18 protein-coding genes are annotated in these 19,709 nt (G+C 73.5%); 10 read left to right on the forward strand and 8 right to left on the reverse strand.

Annotated elements, in window-relative coordinates:
* The 4 genes from AC6I72_RS24405 to AC6I72_RS24420 all read left to right on the forward strand — a co-directional run bounded on the left by AC6I72_RS24405 (position 1) and on the right by AC6I72_RS24420 (position 4,361).
* Positions 1-831 (forward strand): rhamnogalacturonan acetylesterase, encoded by an 831-nt coding sequence (locus AC6I72_RS24405; protein ID WP_498004806.1) that lies wholly within the window; start codon positions 1-3, stop codon positions 829-831.
* A gap of 101 nt (positions 832-932) precedes the next feature.
* Complete coding sequence (locus AC6I72_RS24410) at positions 933-2,228, forward strand: pectate lyase family protein (RefSeq protein WP_498004807.1); 1,296 nt, start codon at positions 933-935, stop codon at positions 2,226-2,228.
* 87 nt (positions 2,229-2,315) lie between these two features.
* Entirely contained in the window at positions 2,316-3,449 is a 1,134-nt protein-coding gene (locus tag AC6I72_RS24415) for a pectinesterase family protein (RefSeq protein ID WP_498003323.1), read from the forward strand.
* Positions 3,450-3,560: 111 nt separating this feature from the next.
* The gene (locus AC6I72_RS24420) at positions 3,561-4,361 is read left to right on the forward strand and encodes an HAD family acid phosphatase (RefSeq protein ID WP_498003324.1); all 801 of its coding nucleotides are present in this window, start codon (positions 3,561-3,563) and stop codon (positions 4,359-4,361) included.
* Positions 4,362-4,463: 102 nt separating this feature from the next.
* Here the strand turns inward: AC6I72_RS24420 and AC6I72_RS24425 are convergent, their stop codons facing one another.
* The 5 genes from AC6I72_RS24425 to AC6I72_RS24445 form a co-directional block, all read right to left on the reverse strand.
* Positions 4,464-5,915: a peptidoglycan D,D-transpeptidase FtsI family protein gene (locus tag AC6I72_RS24425; protein WP_498003325.1), complete on the reverse strand. Its 1,452-nt coding sequence runs from the start codon at positions 5,913-5,915 to the stop codon at positions 4,464-4,466.
* Positions 5,916-5,986: 71 nt separating this feature from the next.
* Positions 5,987-6,883: a response regulator transcription factor gene (locus tag AC6I72_RS24430; protein ID WP_498003326.1), complete on the reverse strand. Its 897-nt coding sequence runs from the start codon at positions 6,881-6,883 to the stop codon at positions 5,987-5,989.
* Positions 6,880-8,148: a sensor histidine kinase gene (locus AC6I72_RS24435; protein WP_498004808.1), complete on the reverse strand. Its 1,269-nt coding sequence runs from the start codon at positions 8,146-8,148 to the stop codon at positions 6,880-6,882. The genes AC6I72_RS24430 and AC6I72_RS24435 overlap by 4 nt, the downstream gene beginning before the upstream one ends.
* Before the next feature lie 814 nt (positions 8,149-8,962).
* Positions 8,963-9,433: a GNAT family N-acetyltransferase gene (locus tag AC6I72_RS24440; RefSeq protein WP_498003327.1), complete on the reverse strand. Its 471-nt coding sequence runs from the start codon at positions 9,431-9,433 to the stop codon at positions 8,963-8,965.
* Between the two features lie 3 nt (positions 9,434-9,436).
* Positions 9,437-10,210: an IclR family transcriptional regulator gene (locus tag AC6I72_RS24445; protein ID WP_037860863.1), complete on the reverse strand. Its 774-nt coding sequence runs from the start codon at positions 10,208-10,210 to the stop codon at positions 9,437-9,439.
* A 207-nt stretch (positions 10,211-10,417) separates the two neighbouring features.
* Here AC6I72_RS24445 and AC6I72_RS24450 point away from each other — a divergent pair, with 207 nt between their 5' ends.
* From AC6I72_RS24450 to AC6I72_RS24475, 6 genes are all read left to right on the forward strand, one after another.
* Positions 10,418-11,947 (forward strand): aldehyde dehydrogenase (NADP(+)), encoded by a 1,530-nt coding sequence (locus AC6I72_RS24450; RefSeq protein WP_498003328.1) that lies wholly within the window; start codon positions 10,418-10,420, stop codon positions 11,945-11,947.
* A gap of 159 nt (positions 11,948-12,106) precedes the next feature.
* Entirely contained in the window at positions 12,107-12,727 is a 621-nt protein-coding gene (locus AC6I72_RS24455; RefSeq protein WP_498003329.1) for a DUF1349 domain-containing protein, read from the forward strand.
* A gap of 101 nt (positions 12,728-12,828) precedes the next feature.
* Positions 12,829-13,785: an IS481 family transposase gene (locus AC6I72_RS24460; protein WP_498000915.1), complete on the forward strand. Its 957-nt coding sequence runs from the start codon at positions 12,829-12,831 to the stop codon at positions 13,783-13,785.
* A 402-nt stretch (positions 13,786-14,187) separates the two neighbouring features.
* Positions 14,188-14,661, forward strand: a complete 474-nt coding sequence (locus AC6I72_RS24465; RefSeq protein ID WP_498004809.1) for a GNAT family N-acetyltransferase — start codon at positions 14,188-14,190, stop codon at positions 14,659-14,661.
* 78 nt (positions 14,662-14,739) lie between these two features.
* Positions 14,740-15,462, forward strand: coding sequence for a DsbA family oxidoreductase (locus tag AC6I72_RS24470; RefSeq protein WP_498003330.1), 723 nt, complete (start codon positions 14,740-14,742; stop codon positions 15,460-15,462).
* A gap of 89 nt (positions 15,463-15,551) precedes the next feature.
* Positions 15,552-16,637 (forward strand): aminotransferase class V-fold PLP-dependent enzyme, encoded by a 1,086-nt coding sequence (locus AC6I72_RS24475; protein WP_498003331.1) that lies wholly within the window; start codon positions 15,552-15,554, stop codon positions 16,635-16,637.
* Positions 16,638-16,864: 227 nt separating this feature from the next.
* Here AC6I72_RS24475 and thpD read toward each other — a convergent pair whose 3' ends face one another.
* From thpD to ectB, 3 genes are all read right to left on the reverse strand, one after another.
* Positions 16,865-17,758: an ectoine hydroxylase gene (gene thpD / locus AC6I72_RS24480; RefSeq protein ID WP_498003332.1), complete on the reverse strand. Its 894-nt coding sequence runs from the start codon at positions 17,756-17,758 to the stop codon at positions 16,865-16,867.
* A 7-nt stretch (positions 17,759-17,765) separates the two neighbouring features.
* On the reverse strand, positions 17,766-18,170 hold the full coding sequence (locus AC6I72_RS24485) for an ectoine synthase (protein ID WP_037860869.1): 405 nt from the start codon (positions 18,168-18,170) through the stop codon (positions 17,766-17,768).
* A gap of 91 nt (positions 18,171-18,261) precedes the next feature.
* On the reverse strand, positions 18,262-19,533 hold the full coding sequence (ectB, locus tag AC6I72_RS24490; protein WP_498003333.1) for a diaminobutyrate--2-oxoglutarate transaminase: 1,272 nt from the start codon (positions 19,531-19,533) through the stop codon (positions 18,262-18,264).
* Positions 19,534-19,709: the final 176 nt, after the last annotated feature.

The raw sequence follows: 19,709 nt of genomic DNA on the forward strand, positions 1-19,709 counted from the left end.
ATGTCCCTCACCGGCCCCGCCGGCCTCCCCGGCCCCTCCCGCAGACAGCTCACCGCCGCGGCCCTCGCCGCCGTGCCGGCCGCCCTCGCGGCGCCCGGCACGGCGCGGGCCGCGGGCCGCCGCTCCCCGGCCCGCACCCTGCACATCGCCGGTGACTCCACCGCCGCCCGGAAGTACGCCGACGAGGCCCCCGAGACCGGCTGGGGCATGGCCCTGCCGTTCTTCCTGGCCCACCGGGTCACCGTCGCCGACCACGCCGTGAACGGGCGCAGTTCGAAGAGCTTCGTCGACGAGGGTCGGCTCGCGGCCGTCCTCTCCGTGATCCGCCCGCACGACGTCCTGCTCGTCCAGTTCGCCCACAACGACGAGAAGACCGCCGACCCCGCCCGGTACACCGAGCCCTGGACGACGTACCAGGACCACCTGCGTCTGTACGTCGAGGGGGCCCGCGCCCGCGGCGCCCGCCCGGTCCTCGCCACGCCGGTGGAGCGGCGCAGGTTCGACGCGGCCGGCGACGCCGTGCCCACCCACGGCGACTACCCGGCGGCGATGCGCGCGCTGGCCGCGGCGGAGGGCGTGCCGCTGCTCGACGTCGAGGCGCTGTCGCTCGCGCTGTGGCAGCGGCTCGGCGCCGAGCGGACCAGGACGTACTTCAACTGGACCGCCACCGAGCAGGACAACACGCATTTCAACCCGCCGGGCGCCATCGCCGTGGCACGGCTGGTCGCGCGGGAGCTGCTGCGCACCCGTGTGCTCGCGCCGCACGACGTCGTCCGGCTGCACGACGAGATCCCCCCGTCCTGGATCACCTGGCCGGCTTCGGCCCCGTAAGCGAGGAGAACCGCACAGTGCGTACCCTGAGATGTCATGATCACGTCAGCGAGGGCGCCGTGGGGCGCGGCAGCGGGAGGTCCGCGGCCCGCGTCCGCCGGATGGCCGCGGTGGCCGCGGGCTGCACGGCCGTGGTGCTGGCGGCCGCCACCGCCACCGCCGCCGCCCAGCCCTGCCCGCAGCACACCGACCCCGCCCGCCAGGTGCTGGCCGCCAAGGACGGCTGGGGCGCCTACGGGACCGGCACGACCGGCGGCGCGCGGGCCGACGCCGCGCACGTCTACACCGTCACCACGTGGGACGCCTTCAAGGCCGCCCTCGCCGCCGGCGGGGACGCCCCGAAGATCATCAAGGTCAGGGGGACCATCGACGCGGACGGCCCGGGCTGCGACTCCTTCGCCGTCCCCGGCTACGACTTCGACACCTACCTGAAGACGTACGCCCCCGAGACCTGGGGCCGCGACAAGGACCTCTCCGCCGAGCCCGACGACAGCCCCGAGGGCCTGCGCCGCGCCTCCCAGGCACGCCAGGACGCCTTCATCAAGGCCTACGTCCCCGCCGACACCACGATCATCGGCGTCGGCGAGGGGGCCGGTTTCAGGGGCGCGAGTCTGCAGATCAAGTCGGTGGACAACGTCATCGTCCGCAACCTCACCTTCGAGAGCCCGCTGGACTGCTTCCCGCAGTGGGACCCGACCGACACCGCCGACGGCAACTGGAACTCCGAGTACGACAGCGCCGTCGTCCACGGCTCCACCCACGTGTGGATGGACCACGACACCTTCACCGACGGCGACCACCCCGACAGCACGCTGCCGCACTACTACGGCCGGATCTACGAACAGCACGACGGCGAGCTGGACATCGTCAAGGGCGCGGACTACGTCACCGCGTCCTGGAACGTCTTCGCCGACCACGACAAGACCATCCTGATCGGCAACAGCGACAGCGCCGCCACCGCCGCCGTCGACCGCGGCCACCTGAAGGTCACCTTCCACCACAACCTGTTCGCGAACCTCGTCGAGCGCGCCCCGCGGATCCGCTTCGGCCAGGTCGACTCCTACGACAACCACTTCGTGGCGGGCCCCGGTTACGGCTACAGCTACGGCATCGGCATGGAGTCGCAGCTCGTCGCCGAGCACAACGCGTTCACCCTGCCGAGCGGAGCCGGCGCGGGCCTGATCCTGAAGAAGTGGAAGGAGGCCCCGGTGACGGCCGCCGACAACTACGTCAACGGCAGGCGCACCGATCTGATCGCCGTCCACAACGCCGAGGTCCCCTCCGAGATCCTCCGGGCGGGCGCGGGCTGGACGCCCGTCCTGCGCACGCACGTGGACCCCCCGAGGTCCGTCCCGGCCCTCGTCGGCCGCGGCGCGGGCGCGGGCCGCCTGCGCTGACGCGACACGACCCAGGGGGCCGGGGCGGCACCCGCCGCCCCGGCCCGCCCCTCCCCCGGACATCCCGTGACGTGAAGGAGCACCCGCATGCCCTCCAGAAGGAACCTGCTGCGCGGCTCGGCCGCCGCGGCCGCCGCGCTCGGCCTGCCCGCGCTGCCCGCACCGCCCGCCCCCGGCCTGCCCGTGCGGGCCGCCGCCGGACGCCCCCGCCCGTTCGGTCGCCACGGCTCACCGGCCGCCCGCCGCACGCCCCGCACCCTGTACGTCGACCCGCACGGCCGCGGCGACGTCACCACCGTCCAGGCGGCGGTGGACGCGGCGACCGGGACGGGCTGGACACTCGTCCTGGCCGCGGGCACCTACCGTGAGACGGTCACCGTCCCCGCCGCCCTCACCGACATGACCTGGCTCGGCGCCACGGACGACGCCCGCGACGTGACGATCGTGTACGACAACGCGGCCGGCACCCCGAAACCCGACGGTTCCGGCCCCTACGGCACCTCCGGTTCGGCTACCACCACCCTGAAGGCCGACGGCTTCACCGCACACGGCATCACCTTCGCCAACGACTGGCTGCGCGCCGCTCACCCGGGTGTCACCGGCACCCAGGCGGTGGCCGCGAAGGTCCTGGGCGACCGCTCGGCCTTCCTCCGCTGCCGCTTCCTCGGCCACCAGGACACCCTGTACGCGGACACGGCCTCCCTGACGGCCTTCGCCCGCCAGTACTACGCCCGCTGCTACGTCGAGGGCGACGTCGACTTCGTCTTCGGCCGCGCGACGGCGGTGTTCGAAGGGTGCGAGTTCCGCACCCTGAACCGCACCGACCTGACGACGCCCCCCTACGGTTTCGTCTTCGCCCCTTCCACCGCCGTCGCCAATCCGCGCGGCTACCTGGTCACGGCCGGCCGGGTCACCGGCGAGGCCCCGGCCGCGTCCTACAAACTGGCCCGCCCCTGGGTCCCCAGCTCCGACCCCACGGCCCGCCCCATGCTGACGGTCCGCGACACCTGGCTGGGCCGGACCGTCGACGCGGCGGCGCCCTACACCGACATGTCCGCCGCCCACCCGTGGCAGTCCCAGCGCTTCGCCGAACACCACGACAAGGGCCCGGGCGCGGCCATCCCCTTCCCCGCCAACCGCCCCCAACTCACGCGCCTGCAGGCGAGAACGGCGACCCGGGAGACGTACCTGGGGGACTGGGCGCCGTGGCGGGACCGATGAGGACGGCCGCAGGCGCACGGGGGCGCGGGCGGACGACGGCACGCGCACCGGTAGATATCGATCGGGCAACGAGGCTCGCGCCCACGGGGGTGACGCGCGTAGAAACCTGTCATGAATAGGCCACTGCGTCTCGCGGCGATCGCCGCCACCTGCGCCCTCGCCGGCGGTGTCCTCTACGGTGCCGGTGCCGCCACCGCCGGGCAGGCCACCGTCAACTCCACCCATGAGCCGTACAACATCGGCCTGCTCACCAAGGACATCGACACCTACTACGGCACCGCGCTCGACGCCGACGGTGTCTACCAGGCGTCGGCGGACAGCCCGTACGCGAAGGACCTGGCGCGGATCGACGCGGAGGCCCGGCGGCAGATCGACAAGGCGGCGCGGGCGGCGCAGCACGGGCACCGGGGGAAGAAGCCGGCCGTCGTGTTCGACATCGACGACACGCTGCTGCTCAGCCTGGACTACGAGAAGAAGAACAACTACGGCTACAACGGCACCACCTGGGCCGCGTACGTCGACAAGGCCGACCGGCCGGAGGTCTTCGGCAGCCCCGCGCTCGTGCGGTACGCCGCGGAGAAGGGCGTCGCCGTCTTCTACAACTCCGGCCTGAGCGAGGCCCAGCGCTCCGCCGCCGTGGAGAACCTGAAGAAGGTCGGCGCCGACGTCAACCTCGACGCCGGCCACATGTTCCTCAAGGACGCGGCCAACCCGCCCGCGTACCTGAGCGGCTGCGCCGCGCCGGGCGCCTGGAAGTGCACCACCGTGCAGTTCAAGTCCGGCACCCGCAAGCACATCGAGAGCCTCGGGTACGACATCGTCGCCAACTTCGGCGACCAGTACTCCGACCTCGAGGGCGGGTACGCCGACCGGACCTACAAGCTGCCCAACCCGACGTACTTCGTCGGCTAGTACTGCAACGTCACGGAGTGTCCTTGCAGTACTAGGGCGGCCCACGGGGGCGCCGCCGGGGCGCCCCCGTACGGGACCGGAGCCCCGTACGGGGCCGGAGCGTCAGTTCTCCAGCGCCGCCCGCATCATGGCGCGGGCCACCGGAGCCGCCAGACCGTTGCCGCTGACCTCCGAGCGGGCCGCGTCCGACTGCTCGACGACCACCGCGACCGCCACCTGCTTGCCGGTGGTGTCCGACGTGCCGTACGAGGTGAACCAGGCGTACGGCACCTGGCTGTTGTTCTCGCCGTGCTGCGCGGTGCCGGTCTTGCCGCCCACCGTGACGCCGTCGATCCGCGCGTTCGTGCCGGTGCCCTGCTCGACCACCGTGCGCATCGCCGACTGGAGCTGGGCGGCGGTGGCAGCACTCACGACCCGCTTGCTCTCCGGGTCGTGGTCGTAGTTCTGCACCACGTCGCCGCCCCCGTCCGTGGTGCGCGACACCATGTGCGGGGAGACGAGCGTGCCGCCGTGGGCGATGGCCGCCGACACCATGGCCATCTGGAGCGGGGTGGCGGTCACGTCGAACTGGCCGATGCCGCTCAGCGCGGTCTGCGCCTTGTCCATCCCCGACGGGTACACGCTCGGGTAGGCCCGCACGGGCACGTCCTGCGAGGTGTCGTCGAACCCGAACCTGTCCGCCATCGCCCGCACCTTGTCCTGGCCGAGGTCGACGGCCATCTTCGCGAAGACGTTGTTGCAGGAGTACTGCAGGGCGGTGCGGATCGTGGCGTTCTCGCAGGGCGCGGAGGGGTTCTCGTTCGCCAGGTCGCGGGTGGTGCCCGGCAGCCGGTACGGGTCCGGGCTGTCGGTCCGCACGTCCACCGACCGGTACAGCCCGTCCTCCAGCGCCGCCGCCGCGACCACCAGCTTGAACGTCGAGCCCGGCGGCAGCGGCTGGCGCAGCGCCCGGTTCGTCATCGGCTTGTCGGGGTCCCCGGTCAGCTTCTTCCAGGCGGCACCGTCACCGGTGCTCAGCATGGTCGGGTCGTACGACGGCGTGGAGACCACCGCGAGGATCCTCCCGGTGGCCGGGTCGATCGCCACGGCGGCGCCCTTCTTGTCGCCGAGCGCCTTGTAGGCGGCCTTCTGGACGTCCGGGTCGATCGTCGTGATCACGTCCCCGGGCGTGGCCCGCTCGCCGGTGAGGGCGTCCAGCGGGTTCTTCAGTCTGCTGTCCGAGCCGTTCAGCAGGTCCTGGTAGACGCCTTCCAGCTGGGTCGCGCCGTAGACCTGCGAGCTGTAGCCCGTGACCGCCGCGTACAGCTTGCCGTCCTCGTACGTCCGTCTGTACTGGAGGTCACCGCCCGTGGTCCGCGCGGATCCGGTGACCGCGCTGCCGCCCACGACGATGTTCCCCAGCGGCCCGCTGTACGTCTTGATCACCCCGCGCCGGTTGCCCTTGTCGTCCGCGAGGGCCGTGGCGTCGTAGAACTGCACCCAGGTCGCCCTGAGCAGCAGCGCGAACACGAGCAGCAGCGTGAAGACGGACACCCGCCTGATCGTCTTGTTCATCCGTTCATCCCAGTCATCGCGCCCAGGACGACGAACGGAACGGGGCGAATCGTTCCTGTTCCGCTGTTTTCTCATCGCATGTTCATGAACCCCGCCTCGTACGCGGCGATGACCGCCTGCGTGCGGTCCCGGGCACCGGTCTTGGCCAGGACCGCCGCCACGTGCGACTTCACGGTGGCCGGGCCGACGCCCATCCGCCGGGCGATCTCCGCGTTGGTCAGCCCCGCCGCCACCAGCCGCAGCACCTCGCCCTCCCGGCCGGTCAGCCGCGCCACCCAGGGCGCGGGTGCGCTCCGCGCGTGCTCCACGGCCAGCGCCCGCACCGCCGCGGGGAACAGCAGGGTGTCGCTGTGCGCGACCAGCCGCACCGCCCGCACCAGCGTGTCGGCGTCGGCCCGCTTGAGCAGGAAGCCGCTGGCCCCGGCGCGCAGGGCGTCGTACACGTAGGAGTCGTTCTCGAAGGTGGTGACGACGATGACGCGGGGGCGCGGGCCGGCCGGCCGGTCTGCGGGTCCCGTGCTCTCCGTGCTCTCCGTGCTCTCCGGGATCTGTGCGCTCTCCGCGGTCTGTGCGGGGCCCGCCGGTCCGGCTGTCCCCGCGGGTCCGGCTGCCTCGGCCAGGATCCGTTCGGTGGCCCGGATGCCGTCGACACCGGGCATGCGGACGTCCATCAGCACCACGTCCGGCCGCGTCTGCCGCACCACGGACACCGCCTCCGCGCCGGTCGCCGCCTCGCCGACGACCGTCAGGTCCGGCTCGGCGGCGAGGATGGCGCGCAGGGCGGTGCGGACCATGCGCTCGTCGTCGGCGACCACGATCCGCAGGGGCGGCGCGGCGGCCGGGGCGCCGGAGCCGGCGGATCCGGTGGGCGCGGCCGAGCGAGGCCAGGTGGTGGACGCGGCCGGTCCGGGGGACGCGGTGGGCCGGGCGGGGCCGACGGGGTCGGCGGGGCCGGGGGGCTTGGTCATGCGGTTCCTTCCGGTGCGTGCAGCGGCAGGCGGGCGGACAGGCGCCACAGCCCGTCGGACGGACCCGCGTGCGCGGTCCCGCCCAGCAGCGCGGCCCGGTCGGCGATGCCGCGCAGGCCGTGGCCGCCACCGGGGCGTGCCGCGCTCTCCCGCGCCGGCCCGGTGACGGGGTTCTCGACGGTGATCTCCAGGTGCCCGGCCGCGACACCGACCCGGAGCGCGACCGTGACGTTCCCGCCCGCGTGCCTGAGCGCGTTGCCCAGGCCCTCCTGGACGATGCGGTACGCCTCCCGGGAGACGACCGGCGCCAGCGCCCCGGTGTCCGCCGCCACCTGGGCCGTGACCCGCAGGCCGCCCGCCCGGGTGCGGCGCAGCAGGCCGTCGAGGTCGGCGGCGAGCGTGGGCGCCGGTGCCCTCCCCGCCGCCTCGCCGCCGCGCAGCACGCCCAGCACGGCGTCGAGTTCACCGACCGTGCGCCGCGTGGTCTCCTCGATCGCGGCCAACGCCTCGCGCACGAACTCCGGATCGGTGCCGAGCACCCGGCGGGCCGCGCTCGCCTGGAGGGTGACGGCGCTCAGCGCGTGCCCCACCGAGTCGTGCAGCTCGCGGGCGAGCCGGTTGCGGACGGCGAGGTCGGCCGCGCGCGCCTCCGCCGCCGCCAGCCGGTCCTCGGGCCCCGGCCCCAGCAGGACGGGCGCCCAGCGGGCCAGCAGGGCGCCGCAGCCCGCGGCGCAGGCGGCGAGCGCGGCCAGCGTCACGACACCGGTGACCGGCGCGAGCAGCGGCGCCCATGACCGGCCGAAGCCGCCGAGCACGGGCACCGGAGTGTCGCGCAGCCCCGGCACGAGCGGCAGCACGATCAGCACCGCACCGAACGGCGGGACCGCCAGGGACATGCCGGAGACGACCCCGCCGAGCGCCAGGTGCAGCGTGAACCAGACCGCCGTACGGCCCTTCGCCGCCCGGCTCCGGGCAGGCCCCTCGGCCAGGCGGCCGGGGTCCACCCCGCACAGCGCGCGCACCGCCGCCACCGACATGGGCCGGGTCGGCGGGAACAGCGAGGTGACCGCCGCCAGCGGCAACCCGACCGCGAACGAGGCGAGTTGCAGGGGGAGGGAGGTGAGCACCTCGGAGGAGCCGGTGACGGGGCCGACGACGACCGCGCCGACCAGGACGTACGGCATGGCGAGGGCGCCGCCCAGGATCAGGTGGACCCAGCGGCGCCGCGCCCGGCGGCCGAGCAGCGGCCGGAGGGCCTTGTTCATGTCACCTGCCCGCGTCTCGTCCAGGCCGCCCGCACCCCTGCTCCCGCGAGCGGCGCCGCTGCTCCGCCGGGCGCCCGGTGAGGAGACGGCCCCCAGGGCGGCCACCAGCGGGCCGGCGACCACCTGGCCAGCGTAGGTGAGGTTCACCAACGGCGTGGGCCGGTCGGCGAGTTCTCCCACCGAGGTCAGGGACCCGGGGGCGAACCGGCCGCCCCGGCGGACCGGCACGCCCGAACCGGTCCGGGCCGACTCTAGGTCCTGTCGTCGAATTCCCGCCTGCCTCGCGACGCCATGCACGCACTCTCGCCGCACCGGGCCCAGACCCGAGTACGTCCGGTACGAGGGTCAGGGCCCGGCACGCCGAGAGCACGCACCTGACGCCGCGAGGCCCGCCCTCCGGGCGGACGACGGGAATGTGACGACAGGACTTAGGCACAGGTACGGCGGGCGAGCCGTCACCGTGGCAGCGCACAGCGCGCGGCGGCGCCGGCCGGGGCGATGGCCCGGGGGCGTCCGGGCCCCGGTGCGTCCAGGTGTTCGGGGAGCGGGACCGCGTCATACGGCCACGCTCCCGCGCCCCGCACCCCCGGCGCCTCCCGCTGGACGACGATCCGTCTCCGCCGCACGGGGGAGACGGCCCTCCTCCCGGCCCGGGCTGACCGGGCCTGAGCTGACCGGGCCTGAGCCGGCTGGAGCTGAGCCGGCCTGGAGTGTTCCGACCTGACCGGTCCCGACCCAGCTTGCCCCGTCGGACGAAGTGCCCGGTCAGGCGCTGCACCCGGTCAGGCAGGGGCCCGGTCAGGCGAGGGTCCGGTCAGCCCTGCAAGGTCAGGACCACCTCGTCGATCTCCTCCCCGCGGGCCGGCGCGTACCCGCGGGCCGTCGCGGTCTGCCGGAAACCGCACTTCGCGAGGACCCGGCGCGAACCCGTGTTGTCCGCCGCCGCCCGTGCGTACAGCGGCCGTTCGGGGACCTCGGCCAGCAGGGCCCGCAGGGCCGCCGTGGCGATGCCCTGACCCCAGTAGGCGCGGTCCACCCAGTACGTGACCTCGCGCTCGCCCGGCTCGCCGTACACCGCCGCGCTGCCGACGACGTCCCCGTCGGCCAGGATCGTGCGCAGCACGTCCCCGCCGGCGCGTACTTTCGCCCAGTGAGCGTCGAAGGCGTCGCGGTCGGCCGGGTCCTTCGGCGTGAAGGCGGCCATCCGCAGCGACTCAGGGTCGTTCAGCTGGCGGAAGAACACGGGCAGGTCGCTGTCGTGGACCTCGCGGAGTGCGACGTGCATGGGTCAGAGCCTCCGGGTGGCGAGCGTCAGACGGTCACGGGCGTCGAAAAGCGCATCCTTCACCGTCTGTTCGTGCGCGGGCGTCAGGCGCGCCACCGGGATGGAGCAGCTGATCGCGTCCCGCGCCGGCGTCCGGTACGGGATCGCCACGCCGAAGCAGCGCAGGCCCAGCGTGTTCTCCTCGCGGTCCACGGCGAAGCCCTGTTCGCGGATCTGGTGCAGTTCCTCGATGAGCTTCTCGCGGTCGGTGATGGTGTGCTCGGTCAGCGCGGGCAGCGTCTCGGGGAGCATCTTGCGGACCTGCTCGTCCGTGTACGTGCTCAGCAGCGCCTTGCCGAGCGAGGTGGAGTGGGCGGGCAGCCGGCGCCCGACGCGGGTGAACGGGCGCAGGTAGTGCTGCGACTGGCGGGTGGCGAGGTAGACGACGTTGGTGCCGTCCAGCCGGGCGAGGTGGATCGTCTCGGTGGTGTCGTCGGAGAGCCGGTCCAGCGTGGGCCGGGCCGCCGCGACCACCTCGTCGCCGTCGATGTAGGAGGTGCCGACGAGCAGCGCGCGCACGCCGATGCCGTACCGCGTGCCGGTCGCGTCGGTCTCCACCCAGCCCAGTTCGACGAGGGTGCGCAGCAGCATGTACAGGCTGGACTTGGGGTAGCCGACGGCCTCCTGGACCGCGGCCAGGGAGTGCATCCCGGGCCGGCCGGCGAAGTACTCGAGCAATTCCACGGTCCGCACGGCGGACTTGACCTGTGCCCCGCCGCCTGTCTCGCCTGCCGACATCGCCCTTGACCCCTTCGTTCGACGAGAAATAGTCTCCTGGTGCATTCATCATCAGAGACAGCGTTCAGTATATCGAACACCTCTGGTGGGTGAGCCGAGGATGACCCACGTGGCGGCGACCGATGGCCCACGTGGTGGCAGACACGGCAAGCACGGCAGACCCGGCAAGTACAGCAAGAGCGGCAGGACGTTGTGGAGGGACCCGCGGTGGCAGCAGCACCAGTCTGGAGTGTCGATCCCCGTACCGGGAAGCAGCGCGAACAGGTTGCGGTGGAGGCCACGGCCCAGGACGTGGACGCCGCCGTCCGCGCCGCGCACGACGCGCGCGGCGCGCTCGCGGACCGCGCCGTCCGGGCGGCCTTCCTGCGCACGGCCGCCGACCGCCTGGAGGCGGCCCGGGACGGGCTCGTGGAGACGGCCGACGCGGAGTCCGCGCTGGGCCCGGCCCGGCTCACCGGGGAACTGGCCCGCACCTGCTACCAGCTGCGGGCCTTCGCGGACATCGTCGAGGAGGGCGCCTTCCTGGACGTCGTCATCGACCACCCCGACGACACGGCCACCCCGCCGATCCCCGACCTGCGCCGCTACAAGGTGCCCCTGGGGGTCGTCGCGGTCTACTCCGCCTCCAACTTCCCCTTCGCCTTCTCCGTCGCCGGCGGTGACACCGCCAGCGCGCTCGGCGCCGGGTGCCCGGTGGTCGTCAAGGCCCACCCCGACCACCCGGCCCTGTCCGAGCAGGTCGCCGAGGTGCTGCGCGGCGCCGCCGCCGAGCACGGCATCCCCGCGGGTGTGCTGGGCCTCGTGCACGGCTTCCGGGCCGGTGTCGAACTGATCGGGCACCCGCTGGTCGCCGCCGCGGGCTTCACCGGTTCCGTACGCGGCGGCCGGGCCCTGTTCGACGCGGCGGCGGCCCGCCCGGTGCCGATCCCCTTCCACGGCGAGCTGGGCTCCCTCAACCCCGTCCTCGTCACCGAGGCGGCGGCCGCGGAGCGGGCGGAGGCCATCGGAGCCGGTCTCGCCGGGTCGATGACCCTGGGCGTCGGGCAGTTCTGCGTCAAGCCGGGCCTGGTGCTCGCCCCGGCGGGGGAGGCCGGCGACCGTCTGGTGAAGTCCCTGACGGACGTCGTCGGCAGCACTGGAGAGGGTGTCCTGCTCGACCACCGCATGCGCGACAACTTCCTCGCCGGTGTGGCCGAGCGTGCCGCGCTCCCCGAGGTGGAGTCCCCCCTCGCTCCCGGCGCGGGCGGCGAGCACACGGTGAGCGCCGGCTTCCTGACGGTCCCGGCCGGGAAGCTGACCGGCGAGGGCGCCCACGACCTGCTCCTGGAGGAGTGCTTCGGGCCGGTCACCGTGGTGGCCCGCTACACCGACGAGGGCGAGGCCACGGCCGTCCTGTCCCGGCTCCCCGGCAACCTCACCGCCACGGTCCACCTCTCCGCCGAGGAGGCGGCCGGTGAGGGGCGCGGCCCGGAACTCCTCGCCGAACTGACCCCGCTCGCCGGCCGCGTCCTCGTCAACGGCTGGCCGACCGGCGTCGCCGTGGCCCCCGCCCAGCACCACGGCGGCCCCTACCCGGCGACGACCTCCACGTCCACCTCCGTGGGCGGCACCGCCATCGAGCGGTGGATGCGGCCCGTGGCCTACCAGAACGCCCCGGAGGCCCTGCTGCCGCCGGAACTGCGCGACGACAACCCGCTGGGCCTGCCGCGCCGTTACGACGGCCGCCTGGAACGCTGACGGCGGGGCCGCCGGGGACGGCACGGCTCGGGCGGACCGCCCGGGCGGCGCCGCTCCCGGCCGCCCCGGCGCCCTCGGGGCGGACCGGCGGGGCGGTGCGGGACGGTCTCGGAGCGGGCCGCCGGGAGGCGGGCCGCACGGCACTGGGAGACTGCGCCGATGGACGCCGAACTTCTCGACCTGCCCGCCCTTCCCTTCAGCCTGAGCCCCTACGGGCCCGACGGCCGGTGGACCGTCGCGGACGGGGCCCTCACCGGCCGGGCGGGCCCCCGCCAGGACCGCTTCGTGCCGCCCGCCGGTGACGCCCTGGACCCCGCCTCGGACGCGCCCCGCCTGCTCGGCGCGGCGCCCGCGGGGGACTTCCAGCTGGTCGCCCGCGTCACGGTCGGCTTCCACGCCGCCTTCGACGCGGGCGTGCTCTACGTGCACACCGGTGAACGGGCCTGGGCCAAGCTCTGCCTGGAGAACTCCCCGGACGTGCCCACCATCTGCACGGTGGTCACCCGCGGGCACTCCGACGACGCCAACTCCTTCACCGTGGACGGCGACTCGGTGTGGCTGCGGGTGAGCCGCACCGGCCGGGCGTTCGCCTTCCACGCCTCCCGCGACGGCGCGCACTGGACCTTCGTCCGCGTCTTCACCCTGGACGGCGCCGAGGCGGCGGGCGGCACCCTGGTCGGTTTCATGGCGCAGTCGCCGGTGGGGGAGGGGTGCACGGTGACCTGGGACCGCATCGAGTTCCGGCCGCGGGGCCTCACGGACCTGCGGGACGGGAGCTAGGTGTATTGATCACGAGCGTTGTTGACGCCTGTCGGGCTTGATCATGGCGAAGACCTCCGGTGTGGTGGAGCTGTCTAGGACCGCACCACACGGAGGTCTTCGTGTCCCACCGTAATGCCCGGCTGACCGTTCACGGCAGGCGGCTCCTGGTCGAGCGTGTCCTTTCCGGCCGCCCGGTAGCGCACGTCGCGGCCGAGATGGGCATCTCGCGGCCCACGGCACACAAGTGGCTGCGTCGCTGGCGGACAGAGGGCGAAGCCGGCCTGCACGACCGTTCCAGCCGACCCCACCGCACGCCGCACCGGACTCCGGCAGAGACGGAAGACCAGGTCTGCCGCCTGCGGCAAGAGCGCAAACTGGGCCCGGCCCGCATCGGCCCGATCCTGGGCCTGCCCCCCTCGACCGTCCACCGGGTCCTGTCCCGGCACGGCCTGAACCGCCTGGCCTTCCTCGACCGGCCCACCGGCCAGGTCATCCGCCGCTACGAACGCGACCGGCCGGGCGAGCTGGTCCACGTGGACGTCAAGAAACTCGGCCGCATCCCCGACGGCGGAGGCTGGCGCGTCCACGGCCGTGCCGCCTGCCCCGACCGCCGCCGCACCACCGGCTTCGACTACATCCATTCCGCAGTCGACGACCACAGCCGCCTGGCCTACAGCGAGGTCCACCCGGACGAGAAGGCCACCACCTGCGCGGCCTTCCTGACCCGGGCCGCAGCCTTCTTCGCCACCTGCGGCATCCTCCGCATCGAGCGCGTCCTGACGGACAACGCGTGGCCCTACCGCAAGAGCTTCGCCTGGCGGCAGGCGCTCGCCGACCTCGGCGCGGCCGGCAAGCTCACCCGCATCTACCGGCCGCAGACCAACGGCAAGGTCGAGCGCTTCAACCGGACCCTGCTCGACGAATGGGCCTACCTGCGGCCCTACACCAACAACGACGAACGCACCGCGGCCCTGGCAGACTTTCTGCACACCTACAACCACCACCGCTGCCACACCGCACTCGGCGGCCAGCCACCGATCAGCCGTGTGAACAACCCTGCAGGTCAATACACCTAGGTCCTGTCGTCACATTCCCGTCGTCCGCCCGGAGGGCGGGCCTCGCGGCGTCAGGTGCGTGCTCTCGGCGTGCCGGGCCCTGACCCTCGTACTGGACGTACTCGGGTCTGGGCCCGGTGCGGCGAGAGTGCGTGCATGGCGTCGCGAGGCAGGCGGGAATTCGACGACAGGGCCTAGAGCCGCCCGGTGCCGGGCCGGAGCCGCCCGCCCGGCACCGGCCCCGGCCGCGCCGGAACCGCCCCGGCCGCCGGTGCCGTCCTCCCCCTCATGATCGAAGAACACGAGACCGGGGAAAGCCGGGCCGGGGAACGCGCGGACGGGCAGCACGGGAGCGGCGGACGCGAGACCGGCGAACACGCGGACGGCGCACGCGTGAGCGGCGGGCGCGCGGACGGCGCCCTGGTGGTCCGCCCCGCCCTGCCCGCCGAGACCGAGGTCATCGCCGACCTCCACCTCCGGGCCCGTTCGACGTACTACCCGGACGGTGTCCCGCAGGCGGACTTCGACTGGCGCGAGGCCTGGCGCGCTTCCATCGAGCGCCCCGACGCGCGGGTGCTGTGTGCCGTCGAAGGGGACCGGATCGTCGGCGTCGCCTCCTTCCGCACCCCGGACGGCGCGGCCCCGGACACCGTCAAGCTGTTCCAGTTCCACGTCGACCCCGGCCGCTGGCGCTCCGGCATCGGCACGGCCCTGCACCGGGCCTGTGTGGAACGGTGGCGGGCCGAGGGCAGGCGCACGGCCGTCCTCGACGTCCACACGGACAACGCCCGCGCCCGGGCCTTCTACGCCCGCCAGGGCTGGTTCCCCGACCCCGGGAACCCGCCCGCCCCGGGGGACCACCACCTGGACCTGCGGTTCACCGTGACCGGGGAATGAACACGGCTGCTTGAACGTTCACGCACCGGCGGGGAGACCCCCCTCCGCCCCCGTACGACCTGGAGAAGAGCCGAGAGCATGCGCGTCGAGATCTGGACGGACATCGCCTGTCCCTGGTGCTATGTCGGAAAAGCCCGTTTCGACAAGGCGCTGGCCGCCTTCCCGCACCGCGACCAGGTCGAGGTGGTGCACCGGTCCTTCGAGCTGGACCCGCACCGGGCCAAGGGCGACGTCACGCCCGTGCTCACCATGCTCACCCGGAAGTACGGCATGAGCCGGGCACAGGCGCAGGCCGGTGAGGACAACCTCGGCGCCCAGGCCGCCGCCGAGGGACTGGAGTACCGCACCCGGGACCGCGACCACGGCAACACCTTCGACATGCACCGCCTGCTGCACCTGGCCAAGGAGCACGGCAGGCAGGGCGAGCTGCTGGACGCGCTGTACCGGGCGAACTTCGCCGAGGAACGGTCCGTGTTCTCCGAGGGCGACGAACGGCTCGTCGAGCTGGCCGTCACCGCCGGGCTCGACGCGGCCGCCGTCCGGGCGGTGCTCGCCGACCCGGCCGCCTACGCCGACGAGGTCCGCGCCGACGAGCAGGAGGCCGCACAGCTCGGCGCCACCGGGGTGCCCTTCTTCGTCCTCGACCGCGCCTACGGCGTCTCCGGCGCCCAGCCCGCCGAGGTGTTCGCCCAGGCCCTCACCCGGGCGTGGGGCGACCGCGCGCCGCTGACCCTGCTCCAGGAAGCGGACGGCGGCGCCGAGGCGTGCGGGCCGGACGGCTGCGCGGTCCCGAGGGACTGAGCGCGGCCGGGCCTGGACGGAAGCGCGCATCCGCCCAGGCCGGCGCCCGTGCATAAGCGTTCCTTGGGGGAACCGGGCAGGAATTCGCGATGGACTTCGACTTCGCCGGGCCGCACAGTGGTCCCATGGAGACCTTCGAGACCCTCGTCCGTGCCGAGTTCGCCCCGAAGAACACCTACCTGAACACCGCGAGCCTCGGGCTGCTGCCGGCCCGGACGGTGACGGCGCTGCGCACCGCCGTGGAGGCGGCGGCCGCCGGGCGGCCGACCGACATGTTCGCCGACGTCGAGGCGGCCCGCGCGAGTTTCGCCCGGCTGACCGGGGTCCCCGACCGCCGGGTGGCCGCCGGTGCCTCGGTCGCCGTCTACAGCGGGCTCATCGCCGCCTCGCTCCCCGAGGGCGCCGAAGTCCTCACCGCCGAGGGCGACTTCAGCTCCGTGGTGAACCCGTTCCATCTGCGCGGTGACCTGAAGGTGCGCACTGTGCCGCTGGAGGGGCTGGCCGAGGCCGTACGGCCCGGGACGGCGCTGGTCGCGGTGAGCGCCGCGCAGTCGGCGGACGGCCGGATCGCGGACCTGTCCGCCCTGCGCGCGGCGGCGCGCGAGCACGGGGCCCGCACCTACGTCGACGCCTCCCAGGCCGCCGGCTGGCTGGACCTCGACGCGGACGCCCACGACTACGTCGCCGCCGTCGCCTTCAAATGGCTGCTGTGCCCCCGGGGCGTGGCCTTCCTCGTCGTCCCCGGCGACCTCGGCGGTCTGCACCCGCTGTTCGCGGGCTGGGTGGCGGGGGAGCGGCCCTGGGACAGCTGCTACGGCCCGGTCGGTGAACTCGCCCACTCGGCACGCCGGTTCGACGAGAGCCCGGCGCTCTTCTCCTACGCGGGCGGCCGCCGCTCCCTGGAACTCGTGGAGGAGCTGGGCGTGGCCGCCGTACGGGCCCACGACCTCGCGCTGGCCGACCGGTTCCGTGCCGGGCTGCGCCGGCTGGGCCACGAGCCGGTCCCCGCGCCCGCGTCCCCGATCGTGTCCGTGCCCGGACTCGGCGACCGGCAGGGCGAGCTGAGCGCCGCGGGCATCGAACTGTCCGCCCGCGCGGGCAACCTGCGGGCCGCCTTCCACCTGTACAACACGGAAGCGGACGTGGACCGCCTGCTGGACGTCCTGGCGGGCTGAACACGGCTCGTCCCGGCCGCCCAGGTTCCGGCCGCCCAGGGACCCGCGCGCACCCGGACACCGCCGCCCAGGGACCCGCGCGTGCCCGGACACCGCCGCGCACGGGCCCGGCCGCCCACGGACACCGCCGCGCGCGGACCCAGGGTGCGCGCGGGCGCGGGAAAGGGGCCTCCCGTCCCACACGAGAAGGCCCCTTCCCGGCTCGTGGCCGGTTCACCGCCCGGCGGTCACCGCACCGGAGTGAAGTCCCGGGCCCCGATGAAGTCGGGGCGCCGGACCGGTGCCGCGAACGGCTCCACCGCCGTGTTCTCCACGCTGTTGAACACGATGAAGACGTTGCTGCGCGGGTACGGCGTGATGTTGTCGCCCGAACCGTGCATGCAGTTGCAGTCGAACCAGGTCGCCGACCCGGCCCTGCCGGTGAACAGTTTGATGCCGTGCTCGCCCGCGAGCGCGGTCAGCGCCTCGTCCGACGGCGTGCCCGCGTCCTGCATCTGCAGCGACTTCTTGTAGTTGTCCTTCGGCGTCTCCCCGGCGCAGCCCAGGAACGTCCGGTGCGAGCCGGGCATGATCATGAGCCCGCCGTTGGTGTCGAGGTTCTCGGTCAGCGCGATCGAGACGGACACCGTCCGCATGTTCGGCAGGCCGTCCTCGGCGTGCCAGGTCTCGAAGTCCGAGTGCCAGTAGAAGCCGCTGGCGCCGAAGCCCGGCTTGACGTTGATCCGGGACTGGTGGACGTACACGTCCGAGCCGAGGATCTGCCGCGCCCGGCCCACCACGCGCGGGTCGCGCACCAGGTTCGCGAACACCTCGCTGATCCGGTGCACCTCGAAGACCGAGCGGATCTCCTGGGACTTCGGCTCGACGATCGAGCGCTCGTCGGCCCGGATCGCCGGGTCGGCCACCAGCCGGTCCAGCTCCTGCCGGTAGACGGCGACCTCGTCCGCGCCGAGCAGCTCCTCGACGGCGAGGAACCCGTCGCGCTCGAACGACTCCAGGTCGGCGCGCGCGATGGGCCCCGGCGTGTCGGGGGAGCCCCAGACGACCGGGTCCTGGCGGGGGACGCTCACCTCGGTGGCGCCGCGGGTCGGGTACAGGTCCTTCACGGTGACGGTGGTCATGGGGTCCTCACACCTCCTCGGGCTCGGTGAGCAGCGGGTAGACGCCGTTCTCGTCGTGGTCCTCCCGTCCGGTCACGGGCGGGTTGAAGACACAGATGCAGTGGAAGTCCTCCTTGACCTTGAGCGTGTGCCGCTCGTGGCCGTCGAGGAGGTACATGGTGCCGGGCGTGATGTGGTACGTCTTCCCGGTCTCGCGGTCGGTCAGCTCGGCGTCGCCCCGGGTGCAGACGACGGCCTCGATGTGGTTCGCGTACCACATCGACGTCTCCGTGCCGGCGTAGAGGATCGTCTCGTGCACGGAGAAGCCGACCTTCTCCTTGGCGAGGACGATGCGCTTGCTCTCCCAGGTGCCGGACGCCGCCTTCACGTGCCGGTCGGTGCCTTCGATCTCCTTGAACGAACGGACGATCACGGTGGTACGTGCCTCCTTGCGGGGTTTCTCGGTGGTCAGGGCCTTCCGGCGCTCCGCCCCGGGGACCGTGGGGCGGAGCGCCGGAAGCCGTTCAGGCGGTCTCGCGGACCGCGCGGGCGAGGGTGCTCATGCCCTCGTCCAGTTCCTCGGGGGTGGTGGTCAGGGCCGGCAGCAGCTTGACGACCTCGCTCTCGGGACCCGAGGTCTCGATGAGCAGGCCGAGGTCGAAGGCGCGCCGGGCGACCCGTCCGGCACGGTCCTTGTCGTGGAACTCCAGGCCCCACACCAGGCCGCGGCCCCGGTACTCCTTGACGTCGGCGAGGTTCTCCTCGGTGAGGGAGACCAGCCACTGCTCGACGAGTTCGCCGCGGGCGCGGGTCTGCTTCTCCATCGCCGCGCCGTCCGTCCAGTACGCCTCCAGGGCGGCGGTGGCGGTGACGAAGGCGGGGTTGTTGCCGCGGAAGGTGCCGTTGTGCTCGCCCGGCTCCCACACGTCCAGTTCGGGCCCGAACAGGCACAGCGACATCGGCAGGCCGTAGCCGCTGATGGACTTGGAGACGGTGACGATGTCGGGGACGATCCCGGACTCCTCGAAGGAGAAGAAGGCGCCGGTGCGCCCGCAGCCCATCTGGATGTCGTCGACGATCAGCAGCATGTCCTGCCGCTCGCACAGCTCCTTGAGCGCGCGCAGCCACTCGGGCCGGGCCACGTTGATGCCGCCCTCGCCCTGCACGGTCTCCACGATCACCGCGGCGGGCTTGTTCAGGCCGGAGCCCTGGTCCTCCAGGAGCCGCTCGAACCACAGGAAGTCGGGGACCGTGCCGTCGAAGTAGTTGTCGAACGGCATGGGCGTGCCGTGCACCAGCGGGACGCCCGCGCCGGCCCGCTTGAACGCGTTGCCGGTCACCGCCAGCGAGCCCAGCGACATCCCGTGGAAGGCGTTGGTGAACGACACGATGGCCTCGCGCCCCTTCACCTTCCGCGCCAGCTTCAGCGCGGACTCCACGGCGTTGGTGCCGGTCGGGCCCGGGAACATCACCTTGTAGGGCAGGTCGCGCGGGCGCAGCACCAGGTTCTGGAAGGTCTCCAGGAAGCGGCGCTTGGCGGTGGTGGACATGTCGAGCCCGTGCGTGACGCCGTCACGCTCCAGGTAGTCGATCAACGCCCGTTTCAGCACCGGGTTGTTGTGCCCGTAGTTGAGGGAGCCGGCGCCCGCGAAGAAGTCGAGGTACTCGTGGCCGTCCTCGTCGTACATGCGGCTGCCGCGCGCCCGGTCGAAGACGGTGGGCCAGCCGCGGCAGTAGCTGCGCACCTCGGACTCCAGGGTCTCGAAGACGCTCAGGTCGGGCTGGGTGATGGTCACGACGAATCGCTCCTCGGGTGGGGGAGTGGGAGATCGGTCGGGTCGGCGGATCGGGAGTGGGGTCCGCGGGGCCCGGTGGCCCGGGGCCGGCGGGGGCTCGGACGGGAGGGGGCCCGCACGAGCGGGTGGGCTCGGAGGGTGAGCCGGGCTCGTCGGGTGATCGGGGGGCTCGGGGA

The organism is Streptomyces sp. Xyl84, from assembly GCF_059731885.1.

Excerpts from the sequence above, each read along its gene's own strand:
- AC6I72_RS24445 (WP_037860863.1), bottom strand. The coding sequence starts at position 10,210 with ATGTCGGCAGGCGAGACAGGCGGCGGGGCACAGGTCAAGTCCGCCGTG.
- AC6I72_RS24440 (WP_498003327.1), bottom strand. The coding sequence starts at position 9,433 with ATGCACGTCGCACTCCGCGAGGTCCACGACAGCGACCTGCCCGTGTTC.
- AC6I72_RS24430 (WP_498003326.1), bottom strand. The coding sequence starts at position 6,883 with ATGACCAAGCCCCCCGGCCCCGCCGACCCCGTCGGCCCCGCCCGGCCC.
- AC6I72_RS24455 (WP_498003329.1), top strand. The coding sequence starts at position 12,107 with ATGGACGCCGAACTTCTCGACCTGCCCGCCCTTCCCTTCAGCCTGAGC.
- AC6I72_RS24425 (WP_498003325.1), bottom strand. The coding sequence starts at position 5,915 with ATGAACAAGACGATCAGGCGGGTGTCCGTCTTCACGCTGCTGCTCGTG.
- thpD (WP_498003332.1), bottom strand. The coding sequence starts at position 17,758 with ATGACCACCGTCACCGTGAAGGACCTGTACCCGACCCGCGGCGCCACC.
- AC6I72_RS24415 (WP_498003323.1), top strand. The coding sequence starts at position 2,316 with ATGCCCTCCAGAAGGAACCTGCTGCGCGGCTCGGCCGCCGCGGCCGCC.
- AC6I72_RS24410 (WP_498004807.1), top strand. The coding sequence starts at position 933 with ATGGCCGCGGTGGCCGCGGGCTGCACGGCCGTGGTGCTGGCGGCCGCC.
- AC6I72_RS24470 (WP_498003330.1), top strand. The coding sequence starts at position 14,740 with ATGCGCGTCGAGATCTGGACGGACATCGCCTGTCCCTGGTGCTATGTC.
- AC6I72_RS24475 (WP_498003331.1), top strand. The coding sequence starts at position 15,552 with ATGGACTTCGACTTCGCCGGGCCGCACAGTGGTCCCATGGAGACCTTC.
- AC6I72_RS24420 (WP_498003324.1), top strand. The coding sequence starts at position 3,561 with ATGAATAGGCCACTGCGTCTCGCGGCGATCGCCGCCACCTGCGCCCTC.
- AC6I72_RS24435 (WP_498004808.1), bottom strand. The coding sequence starts at position 8,148 with ATGAACAAGGCCCTCCGGCCGCTGCTCGGCCGCCGGGCGCGGCGCCGC.
- AC6I72_RS24405 (WP_498004806.1), top strand. The coding sequence starts at position 1 with ATGTCCCTCACCGGCCCCGCCGGCCTCCCCGGCCCCTCCCGCAGACAG.